Source organism: Parafrigoribacterium soli (genome assembly GCF_040227235.1).
In the GTDB taxonomy this organism is placed as follows: domain Bacteria; phylum Actinomycetota; class Actinomycetes; order Actinomycetales; family Microbacteriaceae; genus Parafrigoribacterium_A; species Parafrigoribacterium_A soli.
The window spans coordinates 388,616-407,033 of record NZ_JBELNZ010000004.1 but is presented as its reverse complement, the minus strand read 5'-3'; the positions used below and the strand labels follow the sequence as shown (position 1 = coordinate 407,033).

Sequence of the window (18,418 nt, the reverse complement as noted above, 5' to 3'; positions counted from 1 at the left end):
TGGTGACACAATGTGAACGGTCACACGAATCGCGTGCCGTCGCCATCGAACCCCGATATCTTTCGCAATTTTTGACGAAGAGGTCACATGCCTGCAGTACCCCCGATCCTCGAGATGAGGTCGATCACCAAGGAATTCCCCGGCGTCAAGGCTCTGTCCAATGTGTCCATGACGGTGCAGACGGGCGAGATCCACGCCATCTGCGGTGAGAACGGCGCGGGCAAGTCCACGCTCATGAAGGTCCTCTCCGGGGTCTACCCCTACGGGACCTACGACGGCGACATCGTGTACCAGTCCGAAGTGGTTCGTTTCAACGGCATCCGTGCCAGCGAGAACGCCGGCATCGCGATCATCCACCAGGAACTCGCCCTGATCCCTCACCTCTCTATCACCGAGAACATCTTCTTGGGCAACGAGCCCGGCAGGTTCGGCGTGATCGACTGGAAGAAGGCACAGCTACGCGCTCGCGAACTGCTCGCCCGCGTGGGACTGTCGGATGACCCGGACACCCTGGTGCGGAATATCGGCGTCGGCAAGCAGCAGCTGGTCGAGATCGCGAAGGCACTCAACAAGTCGGTCAAGCTGCTCATCCTCGACGAGCCGACCGCCGCGCTGAACTCCTCCGACTCCCAGCATCTGCTCGACCTGATCGTGGGACTCAAGGGCAAGGGCATCTCGTCGATCATGATCTCGCACAAGCTCAACGAGATCGAGCAGATCGCGGACTCCATCACCATCCTGCGCGACGGCAAGACCATCGAGACGCTCAACGTCAAGTCCGACGGCGTTAACGAGGACCGGATCATCCGCGGGATGGTCGGTCGCAACCTCGAGAGCCGCTTCCCGGACCGCAGTCCCAAGCTGGGCGAGGTGTTCTTCGAGGTCAAGAACTGGACGGTGCAGCACCCGCAGGTCGCGGAGCGCATGGTCGTCAAGAACTCCAGCTTCTACGTGCGCCGTGGTGAGATCGTCGGCTTCGCCGGGCTCATGGGCGCCGGTCGCACGGAGCTGGCCATGAGTATCTTCGGTCGTTCATACGGCAATTTCGTCTCCGGCCAGATCATCAAGGATGGCGAAGAGATCCAGGTGCGCAGCGTCACCGAGGCCATCGACAACGGTATGGCCTACGTGAGCGAGGACCGCAAGGTGCTCGGCCTCAACCTGCTCGATGACATTAAGCGTTCGATCGTCTCGGCCAAGCTGAAGAAGATCTCGCGCAGCCAGGTCGTCGACAACTCCCAGGAGTTCCTGGTCGCGGAGCGTTACCGCAAGGAACTCCGGATCAAGACGCCGAGCGTCGAGGCCGGCATGTCCACACTGTCCGGGGGAAACCAGCAAAAGGTTGTCCTGGCCAAGTGGATGTTCACCGACCCGGATCTGCTGATCCTCGATGAGCCGACCCGCGGCATCGACGTCGGTGCCAAGTACGAGATCTACGGCATCATCCAGCAGCTCGCAGCCCAGGGCAAGGGCGTCATTGTTATCTCCTCTGAGCTTCCCGAACTGCTCGGTATCTCTGACCGCATTTACACCATTTTCGAGGGTGCCATCACCAACGACATTCCCGCCGCGGAAGCGGATCCGGAATTCGTGATGAAGAGCATGACCTCGGCCAAGAAGAAGGTTCAACACGCATGAGCGGCATCAAAGACATCAAGAAAATCTTTGGCGGTGGGAGTTCCAATCTCCGTCAGTTCACGATCCTCGCGGCCCTGATCGTCATCATCATCATCTTCCAGGTCGCGACGAACGGCCTGACGCTGACGCCGGGAAACCTGATCAACCTGGTCAGTCAGTATTCCTACATCCTGATCCTCGCCATCGGCATGGTGATGCTCATCATCGCGGGCCACATCGACCTCTCGGTCGGATCGGTCGCGGCATTCAGCGGAATCGTCGTCGCCAGCGCGATGAAGTCCTGGGACCTGCCGTGGCCGCTCGCCATCGTGCTCGGCCTCGTCGTCGGTGCACTGATCGGCGCGTGGCAGGGCTTCTGGGTCGCCTTTGTCGGAGTTCCCGCGTTCATCGTCACCCTCGGCGGCATGCTCATCTTCCGCGGCGGCAACCAGTTCATCGGCAACGCGAACACGATTCCCGTGCCAGACGGCTTCACCTTCATCGGCGCCGGTTATCTGCCCGACTTCGGGCCGGACACCGGATACAACAACCCCACGCTCATCCTGGGATTGCTCGTTGCCATCGCCATCGTCTACGGGGAGTTCCGCGCGCGCAAAACTCGGATCGCCCTCGGTGCTGAGCCGATCCCGCTGTGGGTCACCACCATCAAGCTCGTCGTGTTGGTCGGCGTCGTCGTCGCAGCCACCCTCAGCTTTGCCGGCGGTCGCGTCGGGACCAGCTTCCCCGTCTCCGGCATCATTCTCGGCGTGTTGATCGTGCTGTACTCCTTCCTCACCCGCAACACGATCTTCGGGCGCCACATCTATGCGGTCGGTGGAAACCGCCCCGCGGCCAAGCTGTCCGGTGTCAACTCCCGCCGGGTCGACTTCCTGCTCATGGTCAACATGGGCGTGCTCGCCTCGCTCGCAGGCATGATCTTCGTGGCCCGCTCCAATGCATCCGGACCACAGGACGGCCTCAACTGGGAGCTCGACGCGATCGCCGCCGTGTTCATCGGTGGTGCCGCGATCTTCGGCGGCATCGGAACCGTTGCCGGGTCGATCATCGGTGGTCTCGTCATGGCCGTGCTCAACAACGGCTTGCAGCTGATGGGTGTCGGCATCGACAAGGTGCAGATCATCAAGGGCCTCGTGCTGCTGATCGCCGTCTCCGTCGACGTCTACAACAAGAGCCAGGGCAGGCCGTCTTTCATCGGCATGCTCACCCGCCGCCGCAAGCTCGACGAGGGCACCACCGAGCCGCCGGCGGTCGCACCGACCACGGGCAGCTCCGCAGACCTGACTCCATCGGAGTCCACCCGCCAGCAGTAACTGCATCGGTTCACCCTGCAATACCACCACAACAACAGAAAGTGATTGATATGCGAAAACTCGCTATTACCACCACGGCGATCGCCGCGGTTGCGCTCATGGCGCTCTCCGGCTGCTCCACCCGCGACGCCGGCAACACGGGCAAGTCCGGCGACGCTGCCGGGTTTGCCAAGGATGCCCTCGTCGGCGTCGCCCTGCCGTCGAAGACCTCGGAGAACTGGGTCCTCGCGGGCAAGCTGTTCACCGACGGTCTGGCCGCGGCCGGGTTCAAGAGCGACGTGCAGTACGCGGGCGCTTCGAGCACCGTTGCCGACCAGCAGGGCCAGATCCAGTCGATGGTCACCAAGGGCGCCAAGGTCATCATCATCGGCGCTGCCGACGGTGGCCAGCTCGGCACCCAGGTCAAGGCCGCTCACGACGCGGGCGCGGTCGTCATCGCGTATGACCGACTCATCCTGAACACCAAGGACGTCGACTACTACGTCGCGTACGACAACGAGAAGGTCGGCGAGCTCCAGGGCCAGGCCCTGCTCGACGGCATGAAGAAGAAGTTCCCGGACAAGAAGAACTTCAACATCGAGCTTTTCTCCGGTTCTTCGGATGACGCCAACGCTCCCGTCTTCTTCAAGGGCGCGATGAAGGTCCTCCAGCCGAAGATCGACGACGGAACGCTCAAGGTGGTCTCTGGCCAGACCGACATCAAGCAGACCGCTACCGCGGGCTGGAAGCCGGAGAACGCACAGAGCCGCATGGACAACCTGCTCACCAGCAGCTACGGATCCACCGAGCTCGACGGCGTCCTCTCCCCGAACGACACCCTGGCTCGCGCCATCATCACCTCGGTGCAGAGCGCCAACAAGCCTGTGCCGGTCGTGACCGGTCAGGACTCCGAGGTTGAGTCGGTCAAGTCGATCATGGCTGGCATCCAGTACTCCACCATCAACAAGGACACCCGTGCGCTCGTCAAGCACGCCATCCAGATGGCGTCTGACCTGCAGAAGGGCACCAAGCCGGAGACCAACTCCACCGATTACAACAACGGTGTGAAGGTTGTTCCGACCTACCTGCTGCCGCCGCAGCTGGTGACCAAGGAGAACGCAGCCGAGTCGTACGCCAACGACCCGACGCTCGAGCCGCTCACCAAGTAGTAGCACCTCAAGCGAAGGCCGGTTCCGACGAGAGTCGGGGCCGGCCTTCTCTGTGTCCCCGCCTCGCACTCTGCCGGGCACGCTCGGCGAATGGGGTTCCGATGGGCGGTGCGAAGAGGGGGACGAGGGTGTCAGAAGGGGTACGAAGAGGCGGCCGAGGGGCCTCTGGTGGTACCATGAAACCTGCGAAAATTGTTAGCGCTCACAATTCTGGGCGCACCCCCTGCCTGACGAAGGAGTCCCGTAGTGCAGCCCAGCGCATCCGCCCGGCCAGACGACCGATTTGTGATCGGCGTCGACTACGGAACGCTCTCCGGCCGGGCACTCGTCGTGCGAGTGTCAGACGGCGCCGAACTCGGTACCGCGACCTTCGAATACCCGCACGCCGTGATGGATTCGGTGCTCGCTGAGACGGGCGCGGCACTCCCGCCGGACTGGGCGCTGCAGGTTCCCTCTGACTACGTCGACGTGCTGAAGAACGCGGTACCGGAGGCGGTGCGCCGCGCGGGCATCGACCCCGCCCAGGTCATCGGCATCGGCACTGATTTCACGGCCAGCACGCCCATGCCCGTGGTCGCCGACGGCACACCACTGAACGAGCTGCCCGAGTACGCCGATCGGCCTCACGCCTACGTCAAGCTCTGGAAGCACCACTCCGCGCAGCGCCAGGCCGATCGCATCAATGAGCTCGCCGCCCAGCGCGGCGAGTCCTGGCTGCCGCGCTATGGCGGGCTCATCTCGAGCGAGTGGGAATTCGCCAAGGGACTGCAGTTGCTCGAGGAGGACCCCGAGCTCTACGAGCGCATGGATCACTGGCTCGAGGCTGCCGACTGGATCGTCTGGCAGCTCACCGGTCGCTACGTACGCAACGCGTGTACCGCGGGCTACAAGGGCATCCTGCAGGATGGCGAGTATCCGTCCGAGGAGTTCCTGGCCGCGCTCAACCCCGAGTTCGCCCGTTTCGCCATCGATAAGGTCGCCCACGAGATCGGCCAGCTCGGCGCCGCCGCGGGAACGCTCACTGCCGAGGCAGCGGCCTGGACCGGCCTGCCCGAGGGCATCGCCGTGTCGGTCGGCAACGTCGACGCTCACGTCTGCGCCCCCGCGGCCCGCGCCGTCGAGCCCGGCCAGATGCTCGCGATCATGGGCACCTCCACCTGCCACGTGATGAACAGCGATCGGCTCGCCGAGGTGCCCGGCATGTGCGGCGTCGTGGATGGCGGCATCGTCTCGGGGCTCTACGGATACGAGGCCGGCCAGTCCGGCGTCGGCGACATCTTCGCGTGGTACGTGCACAACCAGGTGCCGGGCGAGTACCGCCAGGAGGCGGAGCGTCGCGAGATCAGCATCCACGAGTACCTCACCGAACTCTCGAAGGACCAGCCGGTCGGTGCTCACGGGCTCATCGCCCTCGACTGGCAGAGCGGCAACCGCTCGGTGCTCGTCGACCACGAGCTCAGCGGCGTTGTGCTGGGTACGACCCTCACGACGCGGCCGGAAGACATCTATCGCGCGCTCTTCGAGGCCACGGCATTCGGCACGCGCGAGATCGTCGAGACGTTCAACGCGAGCGGCATTCCCGTCACCGAGTTCATCGCGGCCGGCGGCCTCATCAAGAACCCGTTCCTGATGCAGGTCTACTCCGACGTGCTGCGGATGCCGATCTCCACGATCGGCAGCGATCAGGGGCCGGCGCTCGGCTCCGCGATCCATGCGGCCGTCGCCGCTGGCGCCTACCCCGACGTGCTCGCCGCGGGCAACGCCATGGGCAAGCTCAACCGCGGCGTCTACACGCCCGACGCAACCAGGGCGGATGCCTACGACCTGCTCTACGCGGAGTACGCGACCCTGCACGACTACTTCGGTCGCGGCGGCAACGACGTGATGCACCGGCTCAAGGCACTTCGGCGCGAGGCGCTCGCTCCCGCCGCTGCGAACTCCGAGGGGAGTGCAGCATGACCGCGCTGAACGACGCCATCCTGGCCGTTCGACGGGATGTGGCGAAGCTGCACGAGCAGCTCGTGCGCTACGAACTGGTCGTCTGGACGGGCGGCAACATCTCCGGTCGCGTGCCGGGCGCAGACCTCTTCGTGATCAAGCCGAGCGGTGTCGACTACGACGAGCTCACGCCCGAGAACATGATCCTCTGCGACCTCGACGGCACCGTGATCGAGGGCGACCACGCTCCGTCGAGCGACACGGCGGCGCACGCCTACGTGTACCGCTCCATGCCCGAGGTCGGGGGAGTGGTGCACACCCATTCCACCTACGCCACGGCCTGGGCGGCGCGCGGCGAGGCCATCCCGTGCGTCATCACCGCCATGGCAGACGAATTCGGGGGAGACATCCCGGTCGGTCCGTTCGCGATCATCGGTGACGACTCGATCGGTCGCGGCATCGTGCAGACCCTCAGCGGCCACCGCTCCCGCGCGGTGCTCATGCAGAACCACGGCGTCTTCACGATCGGCAAGAACGCCCGCGACGCGGTCAAGGCCGCGGTCATGGCCGAGGATGTGGCGCGCACGGTCCACATCGCCCGGCAACTCGGCGAGATCATCCCGATCCCCCAGCCCTCGATCGACTCCCTGTTCGATCGCTACCAGAACGTCTATGGGCAGCCCGCAGCAGGGCGCCCGGCAGAAGGAGACCAGAAGTGAGCCGCAGCATCGTCCCGAACCTCGCGAACAACGAGGTCTGGTTCCTCACCGGAAGCCAGAACCTCTACGGCGAGGAGACGCTGCGCCAGGTCGCCGAGCAGTCGCAGGAGGTCGTTCGCGGACTGCAGGCGGCCTCGGACATCCCGGTCACCGTGGTCTGGAAGCCGGTGCTCAAGGACTCCGACTCGATTCGCCGCGCAATGCTCGACGCCAACAGCGCGGACAACGTCGTCGGCGTGATCGCGTGGATGCACACCTTCAGCCCCGCGAAGATGTGGATCTCCGGCCTCGACGCGCTGCAGAAGCCGCTCCTGCACCTGCACACGCAGGCCAACGTCGAGCTGCCCTGGGCGGAGATCGACTTCGACTTCATGAACCTCAACCAGGCGGCGCACGGTGACCGCGAGTTCGGCTACATCCAGACGCGCCTGAACGTCGCGCGCAAGACCGTCGTCGGCCACGTCTCGAACCCCGCGGTCACCGCGCAGATCGGCACCTGGTCGCGCGCCGCATCCGGATGGAACGCCGTGCGTTCGCTCAAGCTCGCCCGCTTCGGCGACAACATGCGCTACGTCGCCGTGACCGAGGGTGACAAGACCGAGGCCGAGCTGCGCTTCGGGGTGAGCGTCAACACCTGGGGCGTGAACGAGCTCGCCGAGGCCGTAGACGCCGCGAGCGACGCAGACACGGATGCCCTGGTCGCCGAATACCTGGACCTCTACGACGTCGCGCCAGAGCTTCACCCCGGCGCCGAGCGAGCGGACTCCCTGCGCTACGGCGCCCGCATCGAGCTGGGGCTCCGCTCCTTCCTCGAGGCGGGCGACTTCGGAGCATTCACCACAACCTTCGAAGACCTCGGCGCGCTCCGCCAACTCCCCGGCCTCGCCGTGCAGCGGCTCATGGCCGACGGCTACGGCTTCGGGGCGGAAGGTGACTGGAAGACCGCGGTGCTCGTGCGCGCGGCCAAGGTGATGGGCGCGGGGCTCCCCGGCGGCGCATCCCTCATGGAGGACTACACCTACGACATGGTCCCGGGCAACGAGACGATCCTCGGCGCCCACATGCTCGAGGTGTGCCCGTCGCTCACGACGTCGAAGCCGCGCCTCGAGGTGCACCCGCTCGGCATCGGCGGCAGGGAAGACCCGGTGCGCCTGGTCTTCGACACGGATGCAGGCCCCGCCGTCGTCGCCGCCCTCAGCGACATGCGCGACCGCTTCCGCCTCACCGCCAATGTGGTCGAGGTCGTCGACCTGCCGCAGCCGCTGCCGAAGCTCCCGGTCGCCCGCGCCCTGTGGAAGCCGGCACCCGATTTCGCCACGAGCGCGACCGCCTGGCTCACGGCCGGCGCCGCCCACCACACCGTCATGTCGACGGCCGTGGGTATCGAGGCCTTCGAAGACTTCGCCGACATCGCGCGCACCGAGTTGCTCGTGATCGACGAGGACACCACTGTTCGCGGTTTCCAGCGCGAGGTGCGCTGGAATGCCGCGTACTATCGCTTGGCACAGGGCATCTGATGCTCACCGCCGGGCGCGCCCCACACTCACCGACGGTCGCGATCAACGCGCTGCCGGGAGGAGACGCGGTCTTCATGGACGAGCCGCGTCCCGCTTCGCACCACTCCTGACAACGATGTCCATAGAAAAACCGAAAGGAAACACAGTGAATAAGAAAGCACTACTCGCGGTCCTGACCGCGGGCGCGGTCATCGCAACGATGGCTGCCTGCTCCGGCGGCGGCCGTGGCGGCAGCAGCGACACCGGCGCGACCAACAACAAGGGCGCACTCGTCGGCGTCGCGATGCCGACGAAGACCTCCGAGCGTTGGATCAAGGACGGCGACGCAGTCAAGGCCGACCTCGAGAAGCTCGGCTACAAGGTCGACCTCGAGTACGGCGATGACAAGATCCCGCAGCAGGTTCAGCAGATCAGCAACATGATCACCAAGGGCGCCAAGGTCCTGATCATCGCGTCGATCGATGGAACCGCGCTGAGCGACCAGCTCGACAACGCTGCCAAGGCGGGCATCAAGGTCATCGCGTATGACCGCCTGATCAACGGCAACAAGAACGTCGACTACTACACGACCTTCGACAACTACAAGGTCGGTGTAGACCAGGCGACGAGCCTGCTCACCGGTCTCGGTGTGCTCGATGCTGACGGCAAGAAGACCGACAAGAAGGGTCCGTTCAACGTTGAGCTGTTCGCCGGTAGCCCCGACGACAACAACGCCACGTTCTTCTACAACGGTGCGATGGACACCCTGAAGCCCTTCATCAACGACGGCACCCTCGTCGTGAAGAGCGGCCAGACCGGTTTCACGCAGATCGCAACGCTGCGATGGGACCCGGCCACGGCTCAGAAGCGCATGCAGAACCTCATCGCGAGCACCTACTCGGATGGCGCGAAGGTTCAGGGCATCCTGTCGCCGTATGACGGCCTGTCGATCGGTATCATCTCCGCCCTCACCGGCGCGGGTTACGCCACCGACGCCCTGCCGATCATCACCGGCCAGGACGCTGAGGCGGCATCCGTGAAGTCGATCATCGCGGGTCAGCAGTACTCGACGATCTACAAGGACACGCGCAAGCTCGGCAAGGAGGCCGTCAAGATGGCCGACGACATCCTGAAGGGCAAGAAGCCCGAGGTGAACGACACGAAGAGCTACAACAACAAGGTCAAGATCGTCCCGACCTTCCTGTTCCAGCCCACCGTGGTCACCAAGGACAACTACAAGTCGGTTCTGATCGACAGTGGCTACTACAAGGAGTCGGACCTCAAGTAGGTTCGATCTAGCACCGCGCAGTGGCGGCGGATTCGTTCCGCCGCCACTGCGTCGTCCTTTCTTCACAGCGACGGAAGAAGATACACAGTGTCAGAAACCATTCTCGAGATGCGCAACATCACGAAGACTTTTCCGGGCGTCAAGGCGCTCCAGGATGTCTCGCTCGAGGTCAAACGCGGACACGTTCACGCCATCTGCGGCGAGAACGGAGCGGGCAAGTCAACACTCATGAAGGTGCTCTCGGGGGTCTACCCGGCAGGCACCTTCGAGGGCGAGATCCTCTTCGAGGGCGAGCCCGTAGCGTTCAAGAACATCAACGACTCCGAAGCGGCCGGAATCGTCATCATCCACCAGGAGCTCGCGCTCAGCCCCTATCTGTCGATCGCCGAGAACATCTTCCTCGGCAACGAACAGCAGGCCAAGGGCTGGATCGACTGGAATCGCACCAACCTCGAGGCGAGCAAGCTGCTCGACCGCGTCGGTCTGCGCGATAACCCGATCACCAAGATCATGGACATCGGCGTGGGCAAGCAGCAGCTCGTGGAGATCGCCAAGGCGCTCTCCAAGGAGGTGAAGCTGCTCATCCTCGATGAGCCGACCGCGGCGCTCAACGACGAGGACTCTGCCCATCTGCTCGACCTGATCAAGCAGCTGCAGGCCCAGGGCATCACGTCGATCATCATCAGTCACAAGCTCAACGAGATCAAGGCGATCGCGGATGAGGTGACGATCATCCGTGACGGCAAGCCGATCGAGACGCTCGACATGGTCGCGGACGACGTCAGCGAAGGCCGCATCATCAAGGGGATGGTCGGTCGCGAACTCGGCAACCGCTATCCGGCCCACGAGCCGAAGATCGGCGACGAGCTCCTTCGCATCGAGGACTGGACGGTGTATCACCCGCTCGACCGCTCGCGGCAGGTGGTCAAGGAGGCGAACCTCACCGTTCACGCCGGTGAGATCGTGGGCATCGCGGGGCTCATGGGTGCCGGCCGCACCGAGCTCGCGATGAGCGTGTTCGGCCACAGCTACGGCCACAACATCACCGGAAAGATCTATAAGCGCGGCGTGGAGATCCACACGAACACGGTGAGCGCCGCGATCGATAACGGCATCGCGTATGCCACCGAGGATCGCAAGCGCTACGGCCTCAACCTGATCGAAGACATCACGAGGAACATCTCCGCGGCATCGCTGCAGAAGCTCGCCGCGCGCGGCTGGGTGGACAGCAACAAGGAGCGCCGCGTCGCGGAGGGCTACCGCACGAGCATGAACATCAAGTCACCGACGGTGGCTGCTCTCGCCGGCAAGCTCTCCGGAGGCAACCAGCAGAAGGTTGTGCTCTCGAAGTGGATGTACTCGAACCCCGATGTGCTCATTCTGGATGAGCCCACTCGCGGCATCGACGTCGGCGCCAAGTACGAGATCTACGGCATCATCAACCAACTCGCGGATGAGGGCAAGGGCGTCATCGTCATCTCCTCCGAACTGCCGGAACTGCTCGGTATCTGCGATCGCATCTACACCCTCTCGGAGGGTCGCATCACGGCGGACGTGCCTCGCAGCGAGGCCACCGCGGAACACCTGATGAAATTCATGACCAAGGAAAGGGAACTGGATCACCGATGAGCCCGTTCAAAGCAACACTCAATTACCTCACCGGCCAGTTACGTCAGATTGGCCTCTTCATCGCGCTCATCGCCCTGGTGGTCTTTTTCCAGGTTGCCACAGGTGGCATCACGCTGAAGCCGATCAACGTCTCGAACCTGGTCATCCAGAACAGCTACATCCTGATCCTGGCGGTCGGCATGGTGATGGTGATCATCGCCGGTCACATCGACCTCTCCGTCGGCAGCGTTGTGGCCTTCATCGGCGCCATGTCGGGAGTGATGATCACCCAGTGGCACATCCCGTGGTTCGCCACCATCGTGCTGTGCCTCATCCTCGGCGCACTCGTGGGCATGTTCCAGGGCTTCTGGATCGCCTACTTCGAAATACCGTCGTTCATCGTCACGCTCGCCGGCATGCTCCTGTTCCGTGGCCTCACGCAGATCACGCTGCAGAACCAGCAGATCTCGCCCTTCCCGGATTCCTTCCGCGCGCTCGGTTCCGGCTTCCTGCCCGACCTCGGTGGTGGAACGAGCACGCTCGAACCGCTGACGGTGATCATCGGTATCGTCGCCGCCGTCGCGCTCATCGTGCAGGGTGTTCGCCAGCGTCTTGCCCGCAAGAAGTATGAGGTGGAAGACGAGCCGCTGACCTGGTTCGTGCTGAAGCTCGCTTTCACCGTGGGGCTGATCCTGCTCGTCGCGTACCTGCTGGCCGGATACCGTGGCACGCCGATCGTGCTCGTCGTGCTCGGAGTGCTCACGGTGGGTTACTCGGCCGTCATGGCGAATACCGTCTGGGGCAGGCACATCTACGCACTGGGCGGCAACGCCAACGCGGCGGCGCTGTCTGGCGTGAAGACCAAGCGGGTCAGTTTCCAGCTGTTCATCAACATGGGCGTGCTTTCGGCTCTCGCCGGACTCGTTTTCACAGCGCAGCTGAACCTCGCGAACCCGAAGGCCGGTGACGGCTTCGAACTCGACGCCATCGCCGCCGTCTTCGTCGGTGGCGCGGCCATCACGGGTGGTATTGGCACGATCTCTGGCGCCATCATCGGTGGTCTCATCATCGGTATCCTCAACAACGGCATGTCGATCCTCGGCGTCGGCACCGAATACCAGCAGCTGATCAAGGGCCTCGTGCTCCTGGCGGCCGTGGCGTTCGACGTCTTCAACAAGCGCAGGGGGGCGAGCTCGACCAAGTAGCTCGCCCGCCCCAAGGATGGCCCGGTCGCGTGAGCGACCGGGCCATCCTGGCTTAAACCATTGATAGCGCTAACAATCTGGCGTAACCTGCCAAGAACCGCGATAAACCGGCGTTACCACACCGTAATAATCCGCTGTTGTGCGTACCAATTGTGAGCGCTAACATTCTGAATCAGGTCGGATCACCCCGATCGCACCGGATGAGGGCCGCGGCTCAGCAGACCGGCACTAAACAAGGAGGTTTGGTTAGATGAAGAAACTACTCACCATCGCAGCGGCAGGGGCGGCGATCGCGATCGCCCTCTCCGGCTGTGCGGCTGGAGGCGGCTCGAGCTCCAGCGGCCCCAAGGACGCCAAGGACATCGTCGTGGGCTTCGCCCAGGTCGGTGCCGAGAGCGGATGGCGCACCGCGAACACCAAGGACATCAAGAGCTCCTTCAAAGACGCGGGTATTCAGCTGAAGTTCTCGGATGCGCAGCAGAAGCAGGAGAACCAGATCAAGGCGATCCGCTCCTACATCCAGCAGCGCGTCGACGTCATCGCGTTCTCGCCGGTCGTTGAGTCCGGCTGGGACACCGTACTCAAGGAAGCCAAGGCGGCGAAGATCCCGGTTGTGCTCACCGACCGCGCGGTCGACTCCAAGGACACCTCGCTCTACGTGACGTTCCTCGGCAGCGACTTCGTCAAGGAGGGCAAGGAAGCCGGTGACTGGGCGGTGAACGAGTACAAGGACGCGACCGACACCGTGCCGATCATCCAGCTCGAGGGCACCACCGGCTCGGCGCCCGCGCTCGACCGCACCTCCGGCTTCGCCGACGCGATCGCCGCCAACCCGAAGCTCAAGATCGTCGCAAGCCAGACGGGTGACTTCACCCGCTCGGGCGGCAAGCAGGTCATGGAGGCTCTGTTGAAGTCGCACCCCGAGGTAAAGCTCGTCTGGGCGCAGAACGACGACATGGGTCTCGGTGCCATCGAGGCGATCGAGGCCGCAGGCAAGGTGCCGGGCAAGGACATCAAGATCATCACCGCGGATGCCACGCACGACGGGCTCCAGGCTGCTGCCGACGGCAAGATCAACTTCGTCGTGGAGTGCAACCCGCTCATGGGCAAGCAGCTGATCGAGATCGTGAAGAAGATCACGGCGGGTGACTCGCTGCCGAAGCGCATCGTCACCGACGAGACGACCTTCACGTCGGCCCAGGCCAAGGAAGCGCTGCCGACGCGCAAGTACTGACCGGTCGCGCCGGCCGGGCGCGGATGAGACCGCAGTTACGCTACGGTCTCATCACGCCCGGCTGGCGCCGAGGCGCGTGCCTCGCCCAGGATTCACCTCAACGAAGAGAAAGCCATCCGCATGAGCCAGCCCGCTCCCGTCATCGACATGACGGGGATCTCGATAGCGTTCCCGGGTGTCAAAGCCCTCGACGGGGTCGACTTCCGCATGTTCCCCGGAGAAGTCCACTCGCTCATGGGCGAGAACGGAGCGGGAAAGTCGACGCTCATCAAGGCTCTGACCGGCGTCTACTCCATCGATACCGGGCGCATCCTGCTCGATGGCAAGCCGCTGTCGATCTCATCGCCAGCGCAGGCGCAGGCCGCGGGCATCAGCACCGTCTATCAGGAGGTCAACCTCCTCACCAATCTCACCGTGGCCGAGAACATCATGCTCGGCCGCGAAGCCCGCAGGGGGCCGGCCATCGACTGGAAGAAGACGAGGGCGCAGGCGGCGGAGCTGCTCGCGGGACTCAGCCTCGACATCGACCCGAACTCCCTCCTCAGCTCCCACTCGCTCGCCGTGCAGCAGCTGGTCGCCATCGCGAGGGCGATCGGCATCCAGGCCAAGGTGCTCATCCTCGACGAGCCGACCTCGAGCCTCGACACCGACGAGGTGGCGGAGCTCTTCCGCATCATCCGCCGGCTCAAGAAGAGCGGCGTCGCCATCCTGTTCGTCTCGCACTTCCTCGAGCAGGTGTACGAGATCTCCGATCGACTGACGGTGCTGCGCAACGGGCAGCTCGTCGGCGAGTACCTCACCGACGACATCCTGCGCATCGAACTCGTGCACAAGATGATCGGCAAAGAGGTCGAGGTGCTCGACGACCTCGAGCGCAAGACGCGCAGCACCGTGGATGCCGCGGACGAGGAAGTGCCGTTCGTCGAGGCGATCGGCCTCGGTCGCAAGGGTTCTCTCGCCCCGATCGACCTCAGCGTGTACGAGGGCGAGGTCGTCGGCCTCGCGGGTCTGCTCGGTTCGGGTCGGACCGAACTCGCGAGGCTCCTCTCGGGCGCCGATCACGCCGACGCCGGCGAGCTGCGCATCGGCGGAAAGGCCTCGAGGCTGCGCACACCGCGGGCCGCGCTCAAGCGGCGTATCGCCTACTCCTCTGAGAACCGGCGTGCAGAGGGCATCGTCGACGACCTCAGCGTGCGCGACAACATCGTGCTCGCACTGCAGGCCGATCGCGGCTGGTTCCGGCGCATCCCGAAGAAGCGGCAGGACGAACTCGCGACGAGCTACATCAAGGCGCTCAACATCCGCCCGGCGAACCCGGATGCGCTCGTGCGCAACCTCAGCGGCGGCAACCAGCAGAAGGTGCTGCTCGCGCGCTGGCTTGCGGTGGCGCCGCACCTGCTGATCCTCGATGAGCCGACCCGCGGCATCGACGTGGGCGCCAAGGCCGAGATCCAGAAGCTCGTGATCGAGCTGGCAGAGAACGGGATGTCAGTGCTCTTCATCTCCGCGGAACTCGAGGAGGTGCTGCGCCTCAGCCACCGCATCGTGGTGATGCGCGACCGGGAAAAGGTGGCAGACATCGAGAACGACGATGTGAGCCTCGGCCAGGTCATGACCCTAATCGCGAGCGGAACGGAAGCATGAGCGCCATCCTGAGAGGCCGGCTCGTCTGGCCCATCGTCACCCTCGTCGCACTTCTCGTGCTCAACGTCATCGTCGAGCCGAGCTTCTTCTCGATCCGCCTGCAGGACGGCCACCTCTTCGGCAGCATCATCGACATCCTGCGCAACGGAGCCCCGACGGTGCTCGTCGCTCTCGGAATGACCCTCGTCATCGCCACCCGGGGCATCGACCTCTCGGTCGGTGCAATCGTCGCGATCTGCGGCGCCCTCGCCTGCTCCATGATCGCCGCGTCGCCGCATCCGGGCAGCGTCTCGACCGTCATGCTGGCGGTCGGCGCGTCACTCGTGCTCGCGATCGTGCTCGGGCTCTGGAACGGACTGCTGGTCTCGGTGATCGGCATCCAGCCCATCATCGCCACGCTCATCCTGATGACCGCCGGCCGTGGCCTCGCGATGCTCATCACGCAGGGGCAGATCATCACGGTCACGAGCGCGCCGTACAAGGTGATCGGCGGGGGATACTGGCTGGCACTACCCGCCTCCATCCTGATCGCCGCCGTCATGTTCGCCATCACGGCACTGCTCACGAGGAAGACCGCACTCGGAGTGCTGATCGAATCCGTGGGCATCAACCCCGAGGCGAGCCGGCTCGCCGGAGTGCGCTCGCGCAGCATCATCTGGACCGTGTACGTCTTCAGCGCTCTGTGTGCTGGCGTCGCCGGTCTCATGATCAGCTCCAACGTCACGGCCGCGGACGCCAACAACGCCGGGCTGTGGATCGAACTGGATGCGATCCTCGCGGTCGTCATCGGCGGCACCTCCCTCATGGGCGGACGGTACTCGCTCATGGGCACCCTCATCGGTGCGTTCATCATCCAGACGCTGACCACCACGGTCTATACGGTCGGTATCCCGCCCGAGGTCACTCTCGTGTTCAAGGCCATCGTCGTTATCGCCGTCTGCCTGCTGCAGTCGCCCGCGATGCAGGCGCGAATCCGAAACATGCGAAGAAAGCGTGCACTCGCCATCAAGGAAGGTGTCGCAGCATGAGCGTCCAGGTCACGGGCAGGGCGCCCGTATTCGCCCGCACCGGCATCCGCCGGTACCTCCCGAACTCTCGCTACGTCTCGGTGCTCGTCACGCTCGCACTGCTCATCGTGATGTTCGCCGCCGGCTCCGCGAGCTACCGCGGCTTCTTCTCCGGGCAGGTCGTGCTGAACCTGTTCATTGACAACTCGTTCCTCATCGTGCTCGCGGTCGGGTCCACCTTCGTGATCCTCACCGGCGGCATCGATCTCTCGGTCGGCTCCGTCGTGGGGCTCTCGACGATGATTGCCGCCTATCTGCTGCGGGCCGGATGGTCGCCGGCGCCGGTCATCCTCGTCGTGCTGCTGGCCGGGTCGACGCTCGGACTGCTGGTCGGACTCGTCATCCACTACTTCGACATCCAGCCGTTCATTGCGACGCTCGCCGCGATGTTCCTCGCTAGGGGCCTCTGCTACGTGATCAGCCTCAAGTCGATCTCGATCAGCGATCCATTCTTCACCTCGATGGCCCAGACCCAACTCCCACTCGGCCCCGACCTGCATCTCACGCCGAGTGTCATCGTTGCGCTCATCATCGTGGCCGCCGCGTTCTTCGTGCTGCACTACACGCGCACGGGCCGCACGGTCTACGCGATCGGCACGGGGGACCAGTCGGCCATGCTGATGGGCCTGCCGGTCACGCGCACGCGCATCCTCGTCTACGTCATCAGCGGCTTCTGTGCCGCGCTCGGCGGGGTGCTCTTCACTTTCTACACGCTTTCGGGCTACAGCCTGACCGCGGTCGGCATGGAACTCGACGCGATCGCGGCCGTGGTGATCGGTGGCACGATCCTCACCGGCGGCTCCGGATATGTGCTCGGTTCGGTGCTCGGCGTGCTGGTGCTGGGCATCATCCAGACCATCATCAGCTTCGACGGCACGCTCAGTTCGTGGTGGACCAAGATCGTGATCGGCGGACTGCTCCTGCTCTTCGTCATCCTGCAGCGCGTGTTCCTCGCCAGGAAGCGATGACTGCGCGAGGTCACCGGGGGCGGCATAATTGAGTTCAGCTGTCGAGGAGCCAGAGTCCGGCGCGGGTGTACGCAGCGAGAAGTCGGCGGTGCGGGTGAGTACAGGCGAGCAGAGAGCCCGCGTCGCAACGATCTTCGACGTCGCGCGCCTCGCCGGCGTCTCTCACCAGACCGTCTCGCGCGTGCTCAACGACCTGCCGAATGTTCGCCCCTCGACCAAACTCAGGGTCGAGGATGCGATCAAGCAGCTTCGCTATCGGCCATCCACCGCCGCGAGGGCGCTCGTCACGAAGCGATCGCGCACCATCGGACTCGTCACCACCGGCGCACCCGACTTCGGCCCGTCCAGCACCGTCATCGGCTTCAACGAGGCCGCCCGCGAGGCACGCTATGCGGTGAGCATGGCGAGCATGCTCGACTCCGATCCGGAGTCGGTGCGTGCCGCCGTCGACCTGCTGCTGCGCCAGAACGTCGAAGCGCTCGTTCTCATCGCATCGAGGCGCGGTGCGCTCGAGTCCATCCGCGGCATCGAGCTGGGTGTGCCGCTCATCGCCGTGGAGTCCAGCGGTCGCGGTGGCTTCCACAGCGTCTCCATCGATCAGTACCGTGGCGCGCGCGCCGCCGTGGCGCACCTCATCTCTCTCGGGCATCGAGAGATACTGCACCTCTCCGGCCCCAGCGACTCGATGGATGCCATCGAACGTGTGCGCGCATGGCGCGACACCTTGGCGGAGCACGACCTTCAGGCGCGCGAACCTGCCGTGGGCGACTGGTCGCCCGGCAGCGGCTATCGCTACGGACTCACGCTCACCCCGCCGCTCGACTTCACCGCCATCTTCGTCGGCAACGACCAGATGGCCCTCGGAGTGATTCAGGGCCTCGTGAAGAACGGCGTTCGGGTTCCGGAGGACGTGAGCATCATCGGCTTCGACGACCTTCCCGAAGCGGAGTTCTTCTCTCCGCCGCTCACGACCATGCGGCAGGACTTCAGCGAGCTCGGTCGCGAGATCATGGCCGGGCTGCTCGAGGTCTTGAAAGACGAAGACGCGCACAAGCACACGAAGTCGGTTCCGCAGCTCGTCGTGCGCGAATCGACAGCGCCTCCTGCCGCCTGAGCAACGAGTGCTCGGCGGCAGGAGGCGCTGTCGTGCTACCC

General features: G+C 64.5%; 14 protein-coding genes. All 14 read left to right on the top strand.

Going from position 1 to position 18,418, the window contains the following annotated elements:
* The first annotated feature begins 87 nt into the window (after positions 1–87).
* A complete protein-coding gene (gene mmsA, locus ABUA37_RS13140; protein ID WP_349899666.1) occupies positions 88–1,638 on the top strand; it encodes a multiple monosaccharide ABC transporter ATP-binding protein in 1,551 nt (516 codons plus the stop codon).
* A complete protein-coding gene (mmsB, locus tag ABUA37_RS13135; protein WP_407075385.1) occupies positions 1,635–2,948 on the top strand; it encodes a multiple monosaccharide ABC transporter permease in 1,314 nt (437 codons plus the stop codon). Before mmsA (ABUA37_RS13140) ends, mmsB (ABUA37_RS13135) begins: the two co-directional genes overlap by 4 nt.
* Before the next feature lie 50 nt (positions 2,949–2,998).
* Entirely contained in the window at positions 2,999–4,096 is a 1,098-nt protein-coding gene (locus ABUA37_RS13130; protein ID WP_349899664.1) for a sugar-binding protein, read from the top strand.
* Positions 4,097–4,342: 246 nt separating this feature from the next.
* A complete protein-coding gene (gene araB / locus ABUA37_RS13125; RefSeq protein ID WP_349899663.1) occupies positions 4,343–6,055 on the top strand; it encodes a ribulokinase in 1,713 nt (570 codons plus the stop codon).
* Positions 6,052–6,753, top strand: coding sequence for an L-ribulose-5-phosphate 4-epimerase (locus ABUA37_RS13120; RefSeq protein WP_349899662.1), 702 nt, complete (start codon positions 6,052–6,054; stop codon positions 6,751–6,753). The genes araB and ABUA37_RS13120 overlap by 4 nt, the downstream gene beginning before the upstream one ends.
* Positions 6,754–6,761: 8 nt before the next feature.
* Positions 6,762–8,270 carry an L-arabinose isomerase gene (araA, locus tag ABUA37_RS13115; RefSeq protein ID WP_407075392.1) on the top strand — a complete coding sequence of 503 codons (1,509 nt, stop codon included), beginning with the start codon at positions 6,762–6,764 and terminating at the stop codon, positions 8,268–8,270.
* A gap of 145 nt (positions 8,271–8,415) precedes the next feature.
* Positions 8,416–9,537 carry a multiple monosaccharide ABC transporter substrate-binding protein gene (chvE, locus tag ABUA37_RS13110; RefSeq protein WP_349899660.1) on the top strand — a complete coding sequence of 374 codons (1,122 nt, stop codon included), beginning with the start codon at positions 8,416–8,418 and terminating at the stop codon, positions 9,535–9,537.
* Positions 9,538–9,624: 87 nt separating this feature from the next.
* Complete coding sequence (mmsA, locus tag ABUA37_RS13105; RefSeq protein WP_349899658.1) at positions 9,625–11,166, top strand: multiple monosaccharide ABC transporter ATP-binding protein; 1,542 nt, start codon at positions 9,625–9,627, stop codon at positions 11,164–11,166.
* The gene (gene mmsB, locus ABUA37_RS13100) at positions 11,163–12,350 is read left to right on the top strand and encodes a multiple monosaccharide ABC transporter permease (protein ID WP_349899657.1); all 1,188 of its coding nucleotides are present in this window, start codon (positions 11,163–11,165) and stop codon (positions 12,348–12,350) included. The genes mmsA (ABUA37_RS13105) and mmsB (ABUA37_RS13100) overlap by 4 nt, the downstream gene beginning before the upstream one ends.
* A 250-nt stretch (positions 12,351–12,600) precedes the next feature.
* On the top strand, positions 12,601–13,584 hold the full coding sequence (locus tag ABUA37_RS13095; protein WP_349899656.1) for an ABC transporter substrate-binding protein: 984 nt from the start codon (positions 12,601–12,603) through the stop codon (positions 13,582–13,584).
* 120 nt (positions 13,585–13,704) lie between these two features.
* On the top strand, positions 13,705–15,228 hold the full coding sequence (locus ABUA37_RS13090) for a sugar ABC transporter ATP-binding protein (protein WP_349899655.1): 1,524 nt from the start codon (positions 13,705–13,707) through the stop codon (positions 15,226–15,228).
* Entirely contained in the window at positions 15,225–16,256 is a 1,032-nt protein-coding gene (locus tag ABUA37_RS13085) for an ABC transporter permease (RefSeq protein ID WP_349899653.1), read from the top strand. Before ABUA37_RS13090 ends, ABUA37_RS13085 begins: the two co-directional genes overlap by 4 nt.
* Positions 16,253–17,263 carry a galactofuranose ABC transporter, permease protein YjfF gene (yjfF, locus tag ABUA37_RS13080; RefSeq protein ID WP_349899652.1) on the top strand — a complete coding sequence of 337 codons (1,011 nt, stop codon included), beginning with the start codon at positions 16,253–16,255 and terminating at the stop codon, positions 17,261–17,263. The genes ABUA37_RS13085 and yjfF overlap by 4 nt, the downstream gene beginning before the upstream one ends.
* Before the next feature lie 28 nt (positions 17,264–17,291).
* Positions 17,292–18,377, top strand: a complete 1,086-nt coding sequence (locus ABUA37_RS13075) for a LacI family DNA-binding transcriptional regulator (protein WP_349899651.1) — start codon at positions 17,292–17,294, stop codon at positions 18,375–18,377.
* Positions 18,378–18,418 lie beyond the last annotated feature (41 nt).